This window comes from Embleya sp. NPDC059213 (assembly GCF_042754445.1).
Taxonomy (GTDB): domain Bacteria; phylum Actinomycetota; class Actinomycetes; order Streptomycetales; family Streptomycetaceae; genus Embleya.
Genome location: NZ_JBHZAV010000011.1, coordinates 1 through 14,488, shown reverse-complemented (window position 1 = coordinate 14,488; position 14,488 = coordinate 1). Strand labels below are relative to the sequence as shown.

General features: G+C 71.4%; 18 protein-coding genes. 15 read left to right on the top strand and 3 right to left on the bottom strand.

The genetic code is table 11. From position 1 onward, the window contains the following. The 12 genes from ACFXMF_RS06590 (at position 1) to ACFXMF_RS06535 (ending at position 9,825) form a co-directional block, all read left to right on the top strand. Complete coding sequence (locus ACFXMF_RS06590; RefSeq protein ID WP_379987724.1) at positions 1-852, top strand: hypothetical protein; 852 nt, start codon at positions 1-3, stop codon at positions 850-852. Positions 853-873: 21 nt separating this feature from the next. Then, a complete protein-coding gene (locus ACFXMF_RS06585) occupies positions 874-1,236 on the top strand; it encodes a hypothetical protein (protein WP_379987723.1) in 363 nt (120 codons plus the stop codon). A gap of 26 nt (positions 1,237-1,262) precedes the next feature. Further along, entirely contained in the window at positions 1,263-2,564 is a 1,302-nt protein-coding gene (locus ACFXMF_RS06580; RefSeq protein WP_379987722.1) for a hypothetical protein, read from the top strand. 73 nt (positions 2,565-2,637) lie between these two features. Beyond that, entirely contained in the window at positions 2,638-3,246 is a 609-nt protein-coding gene (locus ACFXMF_RS06575) for a hypothetical protein (protein ID WP_379987721.1), read from the top strand. A 9-nt stretch (positions 3,247-3,255) separates the two neighbouring features. Continuing rightward, on the top strand, positions 3,256-3,789 hold the full coding sequence (locus ACFXMF_RS06570) for a hypothetical protein (RefSeq protein ID WP_379987720.1): 534 nt from the start codon (positions 3,256-3,258) through the stop codon (positions 3,787-3,789). Between the two features lie 31 nt (positions 3,790-3,820). Further along, positions 3,821-4,318, top strand: a complete 498-nt coding sequence (locus ACFXMF_RS06565; protein ID WP_379987719.1) for a hypothetical protein — start codon at positions 3,821-3,823, stop codon at positions 4,316-4,318. Then, entirely contained in the window at positions 4,315-4,830 is a 516-nt protein-coding gene (locus ACFXMF_RS06560; protein ID WP_379987718.1) for a hypothetical protein, read from the top strand. The genes ACFXMF_RS06565 and ACFXMF_RS06560 overlap by 4 nt, the downstream gene beginning before the upstream one ends. 61 nt (positions 4,831-4,891) lie before the next feature. Continuing rightward, complete coding sequence (locus tag ACFXMF_RS06555) at positions 4,892-5,026, top strand: hypothetical protein (protein WP_379987717.1); 135 nt, start codon at positions 4,892-4,894, stop codon at positions 5,024-5,026. An 84-nt stretch (positions 5,027-5,110) separates the two neighbouring features. After that, on the top strand, positions 5,111-5,389 hold the full coding sequence (locus tag ACFXMF_RS06550) for a hypothetical protein (RefSeq protein WP_380017710.1): 279 nt from the start codon (positions 5,111-5,113) through the stop codon (positions 5,387-5,389). A 184-nt stretch (positions 5,390-5,573) separates the two neighbouring features. Then, positions 5,574-7,295: a type IV secretory system conjugative DNA transfer family protein gene (locus ACFXMF_RS06545; protein WP_379987757.1), complete on the top strand. Its 1,722-nt coding sequence runs from the start codon at positions 5,574-5,576 to the stop codon at positions 7,293-7,295. Between the two features lie 172 nt (positions 7,296-7,467). After that, the gene (locus tag ACFXMF_RS06540; RefSeq protein ID WP_379987716.1) at positions 7,468-8,586 is read left to right on the top strand and encodes a DNA cytosine methyltransferase; all 1,119 of its coding nucleotides are present in this window, start codon (positions 7,468-7,470) and stop codon (positions 8,584-8,586) included. Between the two features lie 21 nt (positions 8,587-8,607). Next, positions 8,608-9,825, top strand: a complete 1,218-nt coding sequence (locus ACFXMF_RS06535; protein WP_379987715.1) for a DnaB-like helicase N-terminal domain-containing protein — start codon at positions 8,608-8,610, stop codon at positions 9,823-9,825. Between the two features lie 199 nt (positions 9,826-10,024). On the opposite strand, the gene ACFXMF_RS06530 is transcribed toward ACFXMF_RS06535, so the two are convergent. Continuing rightward, on the bottom strand, positions 10,025-10,495 hold the full coding sequence (locus tag ACFXMF_RS06530; protein ID WP_379987714.1) for an ArsI/CadI family heavy metal resistance metalloenzyme: 471 nt from the start codon (positions 10,493-10,495) through the stop codon (positions 10,025-10,027). A 93-nt stretch (positions 10,496-10,588) separates the two neighbouring features. Between ACFXMF_RS06530 and ACFXMF_RS06525 the strand changes: the two genes are divergently transcribed. Beyond that, positions 10,589-10,942 carry an ArsR/SmtB family transcription factor gene (locus ACFXMF_RS06525; RefSeq protein WP_379987713.1) on the top strand — a complete coding sequence of 118 codons (354 nt, stop codon included), beginning with the start codon at positions 10,589-10,591 and terminating at the stop codon, positions 10,940-10,942. 16 nt (positions 10,943-10,958) lie between these two features. Here the strand turns inward: ACFXMF_RS06525 and ACFXMF_RS06520 are convergent, their stop codons facing one another. Further along, positions 10,959-12,014 (bottom strand): flavin-containing monooxygenase, encoded by a 1,056-nt coding sequence (locus tag ACFXMF_RS06520; RefSeq protein ID WP_379987712.1) that lies wholly within the window; start codon positions 12,012-12,014, stop codon positions 10,959-10,961. A 58-nt stretch (positions 12,015-12,072) separates the two neighbouring features. Between ACFXMF_RS06520 and ACFXMF_RS06515 the strand changes: the two genes are divergently transcribed. Further along, positions 12,073-12,426 carry an ArsR/SmtB family transcription factor gene (locus ACFXMF_RS06515; protein ID WP_379987711.1) on the top strand — a complete coding sequence of 118 codons (354 nt, stop codon included), beginning with the start codon at positions 12,073-12,075 and terminating at the stop codon, positions 12,424-12,426. Positions 12,427-12,436: 10 nt separating this feature from the next. Here ACFXMF_RS06515 and ACFXMF_RS06510 read toward each other — a convergent pair whose 3' ends face one another. Beyond that, positions 12,437-12,811, bottom strand: a complete 375-nt coding sequence (locus ACFXMF_RS06510; RefSeq protein ID WP_379987710.1) for an ArsR/SmtB family transcription factor — start codon at positions 12,809-12,811, stop codon at positions 12,437-12,439. Positions 12,812-12,919: 108 nt separating this feature from the next. Here ACFXMF_RS06510 and ACFXMF_RS06505 point away from each other — a divergent pair, with 108 nt between their 5' ends. Continuing rightward, complete coding sequence (locus ACFXMF_RS06505; protein WP_379987709.1) at positions 12,920-14,407, top strand: FAD-dependent oxidoreductase; 1,488 nt, start codon at positions 12,920-12,922, stop codon at positions 14,405-14,407. Positions 14,408-14,488: the final 81 nt, after the last annotated feature.

Below are 14,488 nucleotides of genomic sequence, written 5' to 3'. Positions count from 1 at the left end.
ATGACCCGCGACGAGCGCAGCGAGTGGGACAGACGACACCAGGAACTGGACGACTTCGGCGTCCTGTACGACCTGTCCGCCACGATCGCGAACCGCCTGCCCGGCTGGTGGCAGAGCCACGCGAGCCGACTCTCCTCCCGCGAGCGACATCTCCTCGCCGACACGGTCTGGAACACCCGTGTCCTGTCCCGAACCGTGAACGCGCGGCAGAGCCCGCACGCGGCCGTCCTTCTCGGCCCGGCCGTCGAGCGACTCCTCGTGGTCCCGGTCGGACGCGACCGGTACCTGGTCGGTGCGCTGGCCCCATGGGGTGCCGATCCCCGGCACGACTACCCCCGCGACCCGCAGGCACCGCCCACCGCGGTGGTCACGCACGACGCCGAACAGGCAGCGGAGACCATCAAGGCGGAACTCCTTCCGTCCCTGCGAGCACGGATCGCCTCGCTCGACCCCACCCCGCGCCGCCGCATCGACACCGCAGCATCCTCGGCGACCGAACCGCACGTGCGCGTGGGGCGCGACCCCCTGTTCGACCTGGCGGTCGCCTACACCGGCGAGAACACGCCACAGCCCGCCCTGGACCTGCTCGCGAACTGGGGCTTCGAGTCCGCCGGCCCGGGCCGCCTGAGCCTCTACGACGGCGACATCGCCCTGGCACGCAGGGCCGTGCAGTCCCTACGCGCGGCCGGCGTCGTCGTCCACGCGGACCTGGCCGACGAGAACTCCCTCGCGGATCTCGCCACCGCCCTCAAGGCCGTGCCCTACAAACACGGCGCCCGGCACACCACCACCCCGACGCGGCTCCGACCGCTCGACCCACCACCCGGACCCACCGCACCACGCCGCCGCTGACGCCTCGAAAGGCAAAGACCCATGGCACCCGTCCCCTCGGCGGAGGTTTCGATCGGCGTCCACCCACGCTTCGGGATCGTCGCCCTGACCAACGACGCCACCCCCTCCCTGGCCGTCCGCCTGCTCGCCGTCGCCGGCTTCGACACCGTGAGGGTCGGCATCCACGTCCTGGACGACACCGACGACCACGTCGACGACCTGCGGCAAGCACACAACGTCGTCGACGTCCTGCGCCAGGCCGGTGTCCCCGTGCTCTCCGACCTGCCGCTCTCGACGACCACCGCCACCGTCGCGCGCGCCGCGACGACGACAGCCGCCGCAAGCCGCGAGTCGACTCCACCGGCGGCTCCCGCCGTCAACCGCCGTCCCGCCCGGCATCGCTGACCACCGCACCACCCAGGAGCCGCACCATGGCCACCACCCCCGACATCGTTATCGGCGACCACCCCACCCTCGGCGTCGTCGCCAACAACCACTCGAACCTGCCCGCCGCCAAGCAACTCCTCAACCGCCTCGGGTTCGAACGCATCACGGACAAGGGCCTCTACACCCTCACCGCGAGCAACCAACCCGCCGCCGACCGCGCCGCCCAGGCCGTCGCGATCCTGCGCGCCGCCCGCTTCGACGTCGAGACCGACCTGGCCTTCGAACCCGAACCCGGCACGCTGCGACCCGCACCCATCCCGCGCCGCGCACAGGCCGCTCCGGCGGAGGGCGAACCGGACGTCGCCTTCGGCAAGCACCCCACTCAGGGCATCGTCGCCGCCGTCTCCGACGACCGCCCCTACGCCCGGATGGTCCTGCGCGTCGCCGGCTTCCGATACGACCCCGACCTGGACGTGTACACCCTGCCCGCCGGCACCGACCACGCCACCGCGAGTGACATCGTCCGCCACGCGAGCCAGGTGATGGCCGCGACCGGCTCCGTGGTCCACGTCGTACCCGGCACCCTGAGTACCGAACAGAGCGCAGCGGCACCAGAGTCCGCGTCGGTCAACAACACAACGACACAAGAGCCGTCCGTCACTGACGAATCACCCGAGCCGGTCGCCGAACTCGACGGCCCCGCCGGCGCCCGGGCACTTCTGGAAGCCGTCCGCCGACTGATCCAGGCCGCCGCCGCGTGGTGCACCACCCGCGCCGCCACTGCGGGCGCCCACCTGGCCGACCGATTCACCGACGCCGCCCAGGCCCTGGGCCGGGTCGAAGCCTCCCTCGACCAGGCGAGCGAGCGCCTGCAGACAGATCGCCCCAACGCCATGACGACCACAGCTTCCGCGCAGAAACCGGCCACAGACCGGGGGCTCGTCGCGTCGTTGGCCCCGGAGGCGGGGGCCGCCGAGATCGGCACGGCGCTGGACCGGGTCACCGACGACGTCGGCGCGCTGACCGCGGTGCACGAACTCGTCGAGCAGGCCGCCCGCCAGTGCGCCGACCTCCCCGGCGAGATGGGGGTCGAACTCTCCGTACAACTCCGCGAAGCGGGCCGCGCCCTCGACCGGGTCGGGGGCGCCCTGATCGACGTCAGCGACCACCTCGCCGACATGCCCCAACCCTCAGCCGTCACCACCACGACCGCCCGCGCCGCCGCGACCCGCTCGACCCGCTCGACCCGCTCGACCGCCAAGACACCCGCACCGCCGACCGGCCGCACGCCCGTCGCCGCCCACCCGGCCTGGACCGCCCCTACCCCAGGTCGCCGCACCCGCTGAGGCGATCACGCGGTCCGCCCGCCCCGGCAGCTCGACCCGCTTCGACCCCACACCAGCAGTGAAGGAGACCCGCGTGGCCCTCGACCACACGCTGACCATGCTCCACGTGCCCGAGCACGGCATCGTCCTGCGGACCCGCGACGACACCCGACACCCCGGCCTCGAATCGACCATCGCGAAGGAGGGGTTCGTTTGGTCCGACAGCGCCCTCGCGTATGTACTCCCCGGTGATCTCACCGACCGGGCCCAGAGCAACCGAGCCGCGCGCCTGATCCGTGACTTCGAACCCCACGTCGCCCGGCTCCGGGTCGATCCCGAACTACACCATCTGCCGCTCGGTGCCCCGCTCATGGGCCTCGACGTCGGCCTGGCCCTGTACGCGACCGCTGCGGCGATCGAACTCCGGCCCCGCCCCCGGCACCAAGCCGCCGTGATCAATGAACTCCGCGACGAGTTCGGCGTACTGGACGGACTCGGAAGCGTCGTGGCAGCCCTCCGCACGCGCGCCGAGGACTACCCGGGACCGGCCCGACCCGAAATTCGGGACGAGCTGCGGGCAGCCGAAGAACACCTCGCGATCGTGGACGTGTCCCTCGAAACCGCAGCCTCCCTCCTGGCCGCCTGGAAGCCCCGGCGCACAAGCGCTGCGCAACCCGTTCGGACATCCGAACCGGGGCGGTGAACCCGAGCGATGCCCAGGGACCTCTCGGCCGACGACCACGACAACCCGCCCGCACACTTGGCGGCCGTCGCCGCGGACATCGACGCACTCGCCGCCTCCATGACCGGACCGGACGCTCTCGCCGAGGCCCTCCACCAACTCGGCTCACAAAGCGGGCTGTTCGCCGCTTTGGACAATCTGCTGCTCGCCGCCTCCACGCGTAGCCGCGGTGTCCCGGATCGCGACAGCGACCAAGTGCGCCTGCATTTGCGATACGCCCGAAACAACCTCGCCCGCGCCGCGAACGACATCGCCTTCGCGAGCGAATACCTCACCGCTCCCGGCCCACCCTCGACACGCGCGGCACCACGCGACGAGGCCCCGGTACAGACGCGCGTGGCCGATTCTGCCTACGGCCGTGGTTGGGCGCGACCCGGCCCCGCCGCAGCGCGCGCCGCGATCGCCGCCGCTCGCACCACAGCGGAACCCGAGCCCGAACCCCGACCGCTCGTGCGGCCCGCGCCGTGGGCGGCAACCACCGCCCAGCGGCACCGCAGGCGCTGACCCACCCACTTCCACAACCCCGAGGACGGCCATGCCCGTGCAGACCATCTGGACCGTGGACCACGCTTGCGGCCACACCGCCGACAAGGACCTCTCCCACAAGCCGGCGGACGAACGCAGCGGATTCGCCCGCTGGCTCGCGACCCGGGACTGCAGCGACTGCTGGCGTGCGACCCGAACCGGCGATGACGCCGACAAGGCAGCCTGGCTCGAACAACGCCGCGCCGCAGAGCAGGAAACCGCCGACGCCTGGTCGCAGCAGTACGCGATGCCACCGCTGGAGGGCACCGATCGAGCGGTCGCCTGGGGCACCCGCTGCCGATACGACCTCGTCTCGGCCGCGTACACCGCTCTGGTGATCGAAGGCGACCTCGACGAGGGGGAGTGGCAGACCGTCGAAGAGACGGCCCGCACGGTCACCCGCGCGGGATGGTGGATCGACCAGCGCGACAACGCCCCGAGCGACCTTCCCGAACTCCTCGAGGCCGCCACCGGAAGGGACCGCCCCAGCGAGAACCCCTTCCGATGACCCTCGAACCCGCGAAAGCGGAGCCCGCCCGACCCGCTCACCCCGAGATCGCGTCCGAGGAGTGGATTCCGGCGGACCCCGAGTCGGAAGACTCCGCACGCTACGTCGCCGGCCGCAGGCCACATCTGGCCTGGGTCGTGGACATCCCGACGCGTGACGAGTGGGATCACCCCGGCCGCGCGACGATCGGCTGTGACGAGGCCGCGCCGCCCGAACGGCGTTACCTCAGGTCCGTGCTGTGGACCAGCCCGACCGAGCGCCTGTGGGTGGCGATCCACAGCCACCACCCGACCGTCGACGACGCGATCCGACGGCTGGTCGAGACCTGCCCCCACCTCGACCGCACGCGGGTCACATCGCACGTCGCGCGAGTCGTCTCCGCCCGAGCCGCCCGCGCCCTCGGCCCCGCAGCACCTTTCCCCCGAACGCCCGTCCCTCGCGCCCTCTCGGCCTCCACACCACGTGCGTTGCCCTCACCGGACGCCCGTCCCCAGCCCGGGAACCGACGGTGAATCGCAGACCCGCACCCGAGACGCGGCACTCCAGAGGAGAACCCCCACGCCCGAACCGCCCATGCAGGGCCGCGCCATCACCGCGATCACCCGCAGCGCGACATGGGGGCCGTCGCTCAACGACACCCGTCCCACCGTGGTGATCACCCGTACCGAACACGGACTGATCGCCACCGGCAGCGAGAGATGGGGCTGAGAGCCCCTGCTCGCCGCCGGATTCCGGCCTTCCGCCGCGCACAACCCGTGGGAGAACGAATACGAACCAGACGGCCAAGACGACGTGCCGGCAGCGGCACGGACGGTGGCCGCACTGTCGGTCACCCGGTACCCCACCACGGTGGGCACCCACGCCACCGAGCCGGCCCGCGCCGCCGAACTCCTCAACCAGGCGGCCACCGTGATCAATCGCGACCCCGCACACGCACCGACGCCAACCGCAGGCCCGCCCCTCACCCGCGCCGCCGGTACCCAGACCATCACATCGGTCGCACCCGCCACGGATGCCGTGGTCCACGCCCACCCAGGCCCGGCCGACTTGCAGGCCCGCCGAGCGAGCTGACGCCGCCCCGCGCCGAAGCTCCACCCCCGCCGCACCCGCCTCCCGGCCCCAGTCCGGTCGAGGCACCGGCACTCCGCGTGACCCACCCCGCTGCGATCACCCATGCCCCAAGGAGCCACCCCCCTTGCCCCCACGCGCCTCCACACCCTCGAACACCCCCGGCACCGACGCCGCGCTGTACGCCATGCTCGGCGCCGCCGCCCTCGCCGCCGGCGGCGGAACCCTCGCCTGGATCACCGCCAACGCCACGAACACCCTCTTGAGTAACGGGTCCTGGACACCGTACGAGCCGATATCGGCGCTGCTTCACCCAGACCGAATATGGCCCGCACTGCCGCGCCCGGTCCTGCTGACCACGTGCTACGTCATCCCGGCACTCGTTCTCGCCGTCGCGGCCGTGATCGGGCTCAAGATCAGGGCCCGGTTCCAGGGCCGCAGCGCAGGGCTGGCCGGGCGGCGCGAGCTGGACATCCTGCTGCCGAAGGAGGCGACGGCCAAGGCCCGGTCGTTGCGGCCGTCGCTGAAGGACGTACCGGCAAAGGACATCGACCCCAACGATCGCGGCATCCGTCTGGGCACCCTCGCCCCCAGCTCCCACGAGGTGCGGTCTTCCTGGGAGGACGTTCTCCTGGCGATCATGGCCCCTCGCAGCGGCAAGACCTCCGGCCTGGCCATCCCCGCCGTCCTGGCCGCCCCCGGGCCGGTCCTGCTGACCAGCAACAAGGCCGCGAACGACGCGTACACGACCTGCCTCGACGCCCGTTCGCGCCTGGGGACGGTGTGGACGCTCGACCCGCAGCAGATCGCGCACGCCAGGCAAGACATGTGGTGGGACATCCTCGGCGACGCCGGCGATCTCGCCGGGGCCAGGCGACTGGCCGGGCACTTCGTGTCCGCTTCGGTCGACGAGGGCAATCAAGGCGATTTCTGGAGCACCGCCGCGGCCAACACGCTCACCGCCCTGTTCCTGGCTGCGGCCAAGGACAAGCGGCCCATCACCGACGTCCTGGCATGGCTCGCCTCACCGGCCGACCGCACCCCGGTCGACCTCCTGCAGGACCACCAGCTCGACGCGGTCGCCGCCCAACTCCAAGGCACCGTAAGCGGAGCCGTGGAAACTCGCGACGGCATCTACGAGACCGCGAGGCAGTACGCCGCCTGCCTGCTCGACCCCAGGATCGCCGCCTGGGTCACCCCCACCCCCGGCCTCCCACGGTTTCGCCCCGAGCACTTCGCCACCAGCACGGACAGCCTGTTCCTGCTCAGCAAGGACGGCGGAGGCTCGGCAGGGGCGATCATCGCCGCAGCCGCAGACGCGGTCATGCGCGCCGCCGTCGCCCAGGCCGAACGCGCGGGAGGCCGACTCGACCCGCCCATGCTTGCGATCCTCGACGAGGCCGCGAACGTCTGCAAGATCTCGGACCTGCCCGACCTGTACTCCCACCTGGGATCACGCGGCGTCATCCCGATCACGATCCTGCAGAGCTACCGGCAGGGCGTGCGCGTCTGGGGCGAATCCGGCATGGACTCACTGTGGAGCGCGGCGACCATCAAGATGATCGGCTCCGGCATCGACGACGCGGACTTCGCCGACAAACTCTCACGCCTGGTCGGGGACCACGACGTGCAGACGGTGTCGCACTCGACGAGCGAGTCCGGACGTTCCACCAGCACGAGCATGCGCCAGGAACGCATCCTTCCCCCCGACGCGATCAGAGCGCTCCCCAAGGGCAAGGCCCTCCTGCTGGCCACCGGCATCCGCGCGGGCCTCCTGGACCTCAAGCCCTGGTACAAGGAGAAGACGGCCAAGGCCATCGGCGCCGACTCCGCCCGTGCCACCGCGCAGATCACCGAACGCGCCCTCGCCAAGCACCTGACCCGCGACGACGTCGAGACCGCCGCATGAGCGCGCCGGCCCTTCGTATCCTCAGTCTCGGTGCCGGAGTCCAGAGCGTCCGGCAGGGAGACGTGTTCGACGCGGTTGCCGACGCCGAAATCGAATCCGGCGACGTGGACGGCTGCCCGCCGTGGACCTGCCGATCCGGCACACCCCTCCAGGACGACTACGGGAAGGCCGCATGATCCTGGACCTGTTCGCCGGACCGGGCGGCTGGAGCCAGGGACTGCGCGACCTCGGCGCGATCGACCTGGGCATGGAATGGGACGAGTCGGCCTGCGCGACACGGATCGCCGCCGGGCACGCGACCCTGCGCACGGACATCGCCGCCCACCCGACCGGACCGTTCCTGGGACACATCACCGGATTGATCGCCAGCCCCCCGTGCCAGGCATGGTCGACGGCGGGCAAACGACTCGGACTGCGCGACCAGCCACTCGTCCACCAGGCGGTCGCCGACCTCGCACGCGGAATCGACAACCGAAAAAGGCTGCTGACGGTCTGTCAGGACCCGCGGTCTCTCCTCGCCGCCGAACCGATGCGCTACCTGCACGCCCTGCACACCCACTCCGGCCGCCCGGAATGGGTCGCGATGGAAGAGGTTCCCGACGTGCTCGCGCTGTGGCGACAATACGCCCAGATCCTGCGGACCTGGGGATACAGCGTGTGGGTTGGCATCCTCAACGCCGCCGACTACGGCGTCCCCCAGACCAGGAGACGCGCGATCCTCCTCGCCTCCCGCATCCGAGTGGCCGCGCCACCCGAACCCACCCACGCCCGAGAAGCCCAACAGCACGGCCTGTTCGGCCCCACCCGCACGGCCTGGGTGACGATGGCCGAGGCCCTCGGCTGGAACGACGAAACCACGATCAACGCCCGCGGCGAACGACGAGGCCCCGGCGGCAACGAGTTCGAGACCGGCAAACCGTCATGGGCCCTGACCGGCTCGACCCGAAGCTGGGCACTCCGCAGCAACTCGCAAGCCCACGCCGCCATCCGACGACTGGACGAACCCGCCCCCACCATGTTCTTCGGCCACCGCGCCAACGAAGCCCGCTGGACGCCGAGCACCCCCGAAGATGTCGACCGCGCCTTGTCCATCGCGCCCAAGGACCCCCGACTGCGTCTGACCGTCGCACAAGCCGGCCTGTTGCAGTCCTTCCCCGCCGACTATCCCTGGCACGGCGGCCGGAGCCGACAGTTCGAACAGATCGGCAACGCCGTCCCACCCCTGATGGCCCGGCACCTGCTCGCGGCCCATACCGCGCCGAGACGCGACGACTTCGACCTCGCGGCATGAGCGACCGCGCCATCCCAGCCTGTGGACACCGGCGAGATCCCTGGAGGCGTTGTGCACCCCCATCTCCATGCCGAGCAAGCCCTCCTCGGCGCCCTACTGGTGGAACCCGACCGGATCGAGGACGTACGCGGTCTGCTGCTGCCCGAACACATGTATCGGCCCGCCCACGAAGCCCTGTACCGCGTCCTCCTCGAACACCCCGAACACCGCTCGCACGGACGGCGCGTCGCGACGGCAGAGCGGGTGATGGCGCTCGTGGCAACGGCCTCCGCGCACGCGGCCGGCCTGACACCCGTCTACGCACACACCCTCATGGCCGCCTGCCCCCACCCGCGCAATGCGGCCCTGTACGCCACGATGATCATCGAAGCCTCCGACCATCGCGCCCTTGCCCGACCAGCGACCCGACTCGGCCAAGTCGCAGCCGCCGACCAAGAACGCGACGGCCTCACCGACACCCTCGACCACCACCGAGCCCTCCACGCCGTCCTCGACAACCTCGCCCACCACTGGGGCGAACCCCACAACACCCTCACGCCCCCCGAAACTCGGACCCTGCCGGCCACCCCGCCGTGCCGGCGCGACCTCGCCGACGAACAGTCCTTGGTGGCCGCCCTGATCGTGGATCCGGCGCCCCTCGCCGGGATCCAACGGTGGCTGATCGCAAAGGACTTCGTCGACCCCGGCCACGCCGCGCTGTACCGGACCATCGGGGGGCTGGTCCACCGCGGCGAACCAGTCGATCCCCTCACTGTGCTGTGGGAGGCCCAACGACGTGGCCATCTCGCAGACGGCAGCCTCGCCAGCGAACTCGTCCTGAAAATCGGCGGAACCGGCGTCCCCGGCAGCACCGACTACTGGGCCGGACGCGTTCTGCGAGCGGCCCTACTGCGCACGGCGGTCACCGGCGCCCACGCCGTGCGCAGCCATGCCGAGAATCCGACGCTGGCGATCCGCTCCCTCATTGCCGCCGCGCGCCATGCCCTGGCTCCGCTCGACGCGATCAGCAATCGGTGGCACTCGGCTACAGGACCCTCGGTCCCGAAAACGGTCTCCGGAGCAACCTGCGGGCCCGGCAGCTCTACCGCAGCCGCAGCGCGTTCGCGAGGCCCCGTCAGCTCGACGAGATACGCGAGCACTGCGCCGGCAGTGCCCCACGAACCAGAACTCGCAACCGTTGATGGCGCCACCATGCGGCGGCCATTGAGCCGCAGCCCGTCACACCCGCAGCGGGGGTGAGCCGTGGCTCACCGCCGGTGTGTCGCGCCACACACGCGAACCCATACGGCGGCGTGGGTGGCACGATCTCGTGCCGCCCACGCGCCCGGAGCCGTCGCCCTTCGTGGCCTTGGCCCGCGCGAATCGCCCAGTTCCTCGCATGTCGAAGCGTCATCGCCCCTGCCGTACGGCGTTGCCGGCTGTGCGCGGCACCGATACGTCAGCAACAGCCGGCAGAGGCCGTCTCCCGCTGGGCGTCGGAAGTGGGGGAGATTTCCTCGGTGGGGGTGCAGCAGGCGCTGTCGGGTGCCTTGGTCATGGTGTCGGCGTCTGCCTTGACGACGTAGACCTCCCAGGGTTCGGCGCCGGGGCCGGTGACCCAGACCTTGTCCTGGACGGCGAAGCAGCAGGTGGTGTCGTTCTCTTCGCGGGTGTGCAGGCCGGCGTCGGCGAGGCGACCGGTGGCGGCGGTGACCTGCTCGGTGGATTCGACTTCGACACCGAGGTGGTCCATGACGGTGGTGTTGCCCGGCTCGCCTTGGATGAGGACGAGCTTGAGCGGGGGCTCGGCGACGGCGAAGTTGGCGTAGCCGTCCCGGAGCTTGGCAGGTTCGGTGCCGAACAGCTTGGTGTAGAAGGCGACCGAGGCTTCGAGGTCGGAGACGCGCAGGGCGAGTTGGACGCGGGACATGACGATTCCTCCTGAGTGACTACGAGCGCCTGTATTGACGTTCGTCGATACAGCCAGCTTGGCTCTTGGATCGAGTTCTGTCAATATTGATGGATGTCGAAGTTGATTCCGTTGGACGCGGTGGGACCTGCCGGGGCGTCGTGCTGTCCGCCCGTGGTGCGCGAGGCGCTCGGCGAGCGGGACGCGGAGCGCTTGGCGGTGATGTTCAAGGCGCTCGGTGATCCGGTGCGCCTGCGGTTGTTCTCGGAGATCGCCGCACACGCGAACGGCGAGGCGTGTGTGTGCGACCTGCCGGACGTGGGGCTTTCCCAGCCCACTGTCAGCCATCACCTGAAGAAGTTGCGCGAGGCGGGCCTGGTGACCAGCGAGCGTCGGGGGACGTGGGTGTTCTACCGGATCGATCCGCAGGCGCTCGCGATGCTCGCGGGCGTTCTCGCGGCGGGCTGACCCGAGCCCGCGCGGCTCAGTGGGCGGACGTCTTCCGCAGGCGGTTCAGAACGTGGGTGGCGTCGCGGGCGGCGCCGCGCAGGCTCGCCGAGGACAGGCTGCGTTGCCATTCCAGGCCGACGTATCCCAGTCCGGGGACGGTGGTGGACACGCCCGTGTCGTGCAGCGGCAGCCCGTCGGCGTCGAGGGCTCCACTGGCTTCGAGGTAGTCCAGGTGGGGGCGGTAGCCGGTGGCCAGGACGATCGCGTCGAGGTGTTCCTCGCTGCCGTCGGCCCACACGATCGTGTCGGTGGTCAGGCGCGCGAACATCGGCCGAGGGTCGGGGTTTCCCGTGGCGAGTGCCGCGTGGTAGCGACCGTCGTCGATCACCGCCATGGTCTGTCCGCCGAGTTGCTTGGCGAGGGGGGCGATGTCGAGGCCGGTGCGCTTGAGCCACCAGTGCAGGTCCTTGCCGAGCACGCGCTGTCTGGCCCACTTGAGAGGGCCGCGGGTGGCGAGCGAGACACGTGCGGTGTCGGCGAGGTCGACGGCTATCTGCACGGCGGAGTTTCCGCCGCCCACCACGGCCACGCGCATGCCGGCGAAGTCCTTGGGGTCGCGGTAGCGCGAGGCGTGCAGGACCTCCCCGTCGAAGACGTCCAGGCCGGGCAGGGCGGGGATGTGGGGGCGGCCGAAGCCGCCGGTCGCGGCGACCACGAACGGCGTGTGCAGGCTCGACCCGGCTTCGGTCTCGACCACCAGACCCCCGCCATCCTTTTCGCGGGTGATGGTGGTGGCGCGGGTGTCGGTGCGGATGTCGGCGTCCAGGCCGGCGGCGTAGGCGCGGAGGTAGGCCACGACCTCGTCGCGGGTCGGGTAGCGGTCCGGGTCGCCGGTGAACGGGGTGCCGGGCAGGCCGGAGAACCTGGCGGGCGAGAAGAGGGTGAGGCTGTCGTAGTAGTGCGGCCAGGAGCCGACGGCTTCTGGTCCGGCTTCCAGGACGACGGGCGCGAGGCCGAGTCGGCGGGCGGTGTGGGCGGTGGACAGGCCGGACTGGCCGCCCCCGACAATCACGAGGTCTGCGGATTCCATGCCGACAACGTAGCATCGTCATATCGGGAAACGACGAAAGATTTGATCCGGAGGACCCATGACCGACGTTCCGGCCGCCGCCACCGCGGCGGCACCCGCCCTCGAGGAGGGTGCGGGCGACTTCCTCAAGGCCCTCGCGAGCGAGACTCGCCAACAGGTGATGGGCCTGTTCGCGGGAAACGTCGAACTCAGCGTCGGCGAGGTCGCCGAGCGATCGGGCCTGGGTCAGTCGACCGCCTCCGAGCACCTGTCGCTGCTGCGGCGCGGGGGCCTGCTGGTGTCGGTGCGCGACGGCCGGACGGTGCGCTACCGCGCCGACGCCGCGCGCATCGCCGAGCGGCTGGACGCGCTGAAGGCGTACCTGGTCCAGTGCTGCCCGCCCACCGGATGCGGAGACGAGTCGGGCTGCTGAAGCCGGTGGGTCAGCCGCAGTCGGCGCCGGTGCGGCAGGCGTCCAGGCCCTCGGGGCTGGCCGAGGCGAGGGTGGCGAGCAGGCGCATCGGGGTCACCAGGGCTTCGCAGCACAGCGCGTACACGTTGGCACGCCCGCGCGGGGTGACGGTCACCAGGCCCTGCTCGCGCAGGGGTGCGAGGTGGTGGCTGACCAGGGTCTGGCCCATGCCGGTGGCGTCGGTGAGTTCGCGCACGGTGTGCGGGCGCTCGGCCAGCAGCAGCACCAGCGTGAGGCGATTCTCGTCGCCGAGCGCCTTGAGCAGCGGGGCGAGGGTGTGGGCGCGACTCGTGGCGGTGTCGCCGACGGCCGGGTCCATCAGCAGGACGTCGAGCGTGTTCGTCATGCGTCCATTGAACCACGGCACATGTTGCTATCAACAGTGTTTGCTGTTTACAGTTGCGTTCGTTGTCGGAGACCCGTTGTCGTCGTCGAACCTTCGAGGAGCCCTGCCATGAGCACACCCCAGCAGCAGACCCGGCCGGTCGTGGTCATCGGCGCCGGGCCGATCGGCCTGGCCGCCGCCGCCCACCTGCTCGAACGCGGACTCGAACCCCTGGTCCTGGAGGCCGGTCGCGCGGCCGGTGCCGCGATCCGCGAATGGGGGCACGTGCGGCTGTTCTCGCCGTGGGAGTACGACACCGACGCCGCCGCCCGGCGCCTGCTGGAGCCCACCGGCTGGACCGCGCCACCCGCCGACGAACTGCCCACCGGCGCCCAGCTCGTCGACGCCTACCTCGCCCCGCTCGCCGCGACCGACGAGCTGGCACCACGCATCCGCACCAACGCCCGCGTGATCGCGGTGGCGCGGCGCGGCGTGGACAAGACCCGCACCATCGACCGCGACACCCACCCGCTGTTCGTACGCGTCGTGGGCACCGACGGCCGGATCGAGGACATCGAGGCCCGCGCGGTCGTGGACGCCTCCGGCACCTGGGGCCGCGCCAACCCGCTCGGCGACTCCGGCCTGCTCGCGCCCGGCGAGAGCGAGGCGGCCTCGTACATCACCGGCGCACTCCCCGACGTCCTGGGCCGTGACCGTGACCGCTTCGCGGGCCGTCACGCGCTCGTCGTGGGCATGGGGCACTCGGCCGCGAACACCCTCCTGGCCCTGGTCGAACTCGCCAAGGCCGAACCGGACACGAGGATCACCTGGGCGGTGCGCGGCGCGTCGGTGGCCCGCCTGTACGGGGGCGGCGACGCCGACGGTCTCCCGGCGCGCGGTGCGCTCGGCTCGCGCGTGAAGCAGGCCGTCGAAACTGGTGCGATCACCCTGGTCCGCAACTTCACCATCACCGGCTTCGGTCCGGCCGACGCGGGCGTGACCGTCACCGGCGCCACCCCCGACGGGCAACGCGAGATCACCGTGGACGCGGTGGTGGCCGCGACCGGATTCCGCCCGGACCTGGACATGCTGCGCGAGGTCCGCGTGGCGCTGGAGCCGGGTACCGAGGCGCCGGTGACGCTGGCCCCGATGATCGACCCGAATTTCCACTCGTGTGGCACCGTGCCCCCGCACGGGGAGCGCGAACTCGCCCACCCGGAGACCGACTTCTACATCGTCGGCATGAAGTCCTACGGCCGCGCCCCGACGTTCCTGATGGCGACCGGCTACGAGCAGGTCCGCTCGATCGCCGCCGCGCTGGCCGGGGACCGCGAGGCCGCCGACGCCGTGCACCTGGAACTCCCCGAGACCGGCGTGTGCTCCACGAACCTGCCCGGCGAGGACGAGGCGGGCGGCGGCTGCGGGTCGACGTGCGCGCCCGAGCCCGTCGCCGTGGAAGCCTCCTGCTGCGGTACCAGCGACGTCGAACCGGAGCCGGTCGCGGCTTCGTGCTGTGGGACGCCCGTCCCGGAGCCGGTCACCATCGGCGCCGGGGTCGGATTCGCGACCGGGCGCGTGCACGGCTACTCCGGCGATGCCGAGCACGGCGATGCCTGACCACCGTCACCACATCGAGAGTGGGCGCCGGTGACGGCGCCCACCCGCACCGAACGCGCAGCCGCGACCGAGGATCCCCAT

What these genes read in the sequence shown, in the direction of transcription:
- ACFXMF_RS06515 (WP_379987711.1), top strand. Translation starts at nt 12,073, where the DNA reads ATGACCGACGTTCCGGCCGCCGCCACCGCGGCGGCACCCGCCCTCGAG.
- ACFXMF_RS06555 (WP_379987717.1), top strand. Translation starts at nt 4,892, where the DNA reads ATGCAGGGCCGCGCCATCACCGCGATCACCCGCAGCGCGACATGGGGG.
- ACFXMF_RS06545 (WP_379987757.1), top strand. Translation starts at nt 5,574, where the DNA reads ATGCTCGGCGCCGCCGCCCTCGCCGCCGGCGGCGGAACCCTCGCCTGG.
- ACFXMF_RS06540 (WP_379987716.1), top strand. Translation starts at nt 7,468, where the DNA reads ATGATCCTGGACCTGTTCGCCGGACCGGGCGGCTGGAGCCAGGGACTG.
- ACFXMF_RS06570 (WP_379987720.1), top strand. Translation starts at nt 3,256, where the DNA reads ATGCCCAGGGACCTCTCGGCCGACGACCACGACAACCCGCCCGCACAC.
- ACFXMF_RS06530 (WP_379987714.1), bottom strand. Translation starts at nt 10,495, where the DNA reads ATGTCCCGCGTCCAACTCGCCCTGCGCGTCTCCGACCTCGAAGCCTCG.
- ACFXMF_RS06520 (WP_379987712.1), bottom strand. Translation starts at nt 12,014, where the DNA reads ATGGAATCCGCAGACCTCGTGATTGTCGGGGGCGGCCAGTCCGGCCTG.
- ACFXMF_RS06565 (WP_379987719.1), top strand. Translation starts at nt 3,821, where the DNA reads ATGCCCGTGCAGACCATCTGGACCGTGGACCACGCTTGCGGCCACACC.
- ACFXMF_RS06560 (WP_379987718.1), top strand. Translation starts at nt 4,315, where the DNA reads ATGACCCTCGAACCCGCGAAAGCGGAGCCCGCCCGACCCGCTCACCCC.
- ACFXMF_RS06585 (WP_379987723.1), top strand. Translation starts at nt 874, where the DNA reads ATGGCACCCGTCCCCTCGGCGGAGGTTTCGATCGGCGTCCACCCACGC.
- ACFXMF_RS06510 (WP_379987710.1), bottom strand. Translation starts at nt 12,811, where the DNA reads ATGACGAACACGCTCGACGTCCTGCTGATGGACCCGGCCGTCGGCGAC.
- ACFXMF_RS06505 (WP_379987709.1), top strand. Translation starts at nt 12,920, where the DNA reads ATGAGCACACCCCAGCAGCAGACCCGGCCGGTCGTGGTCATCGGCGCC.
- ACFXMF_RS06525 (WP_379987713.1), top strand. Translation starts at nt 10,589, where the DNA reads ATGTCGAAGTTGATTCCGTTGGACGCGGTGGGACCTGCCGGGGCGTCG.
- ACFXMF_RS06590 (WP_379987724.1), top strand. Translation starts at nt 1, where the DNA reads ATGACCCGCGACGAGCGCAGCGAGTGGGACAGACGACACCAGGAACTG.
- ACFXMF_RS06580 (WP_379987722.1), top strand. Translation starts at nt 1,263, where the DNA reads ATGGCCACCACCCCCGACATCGTTATCGGCGACCACCCCACCCTCGGC.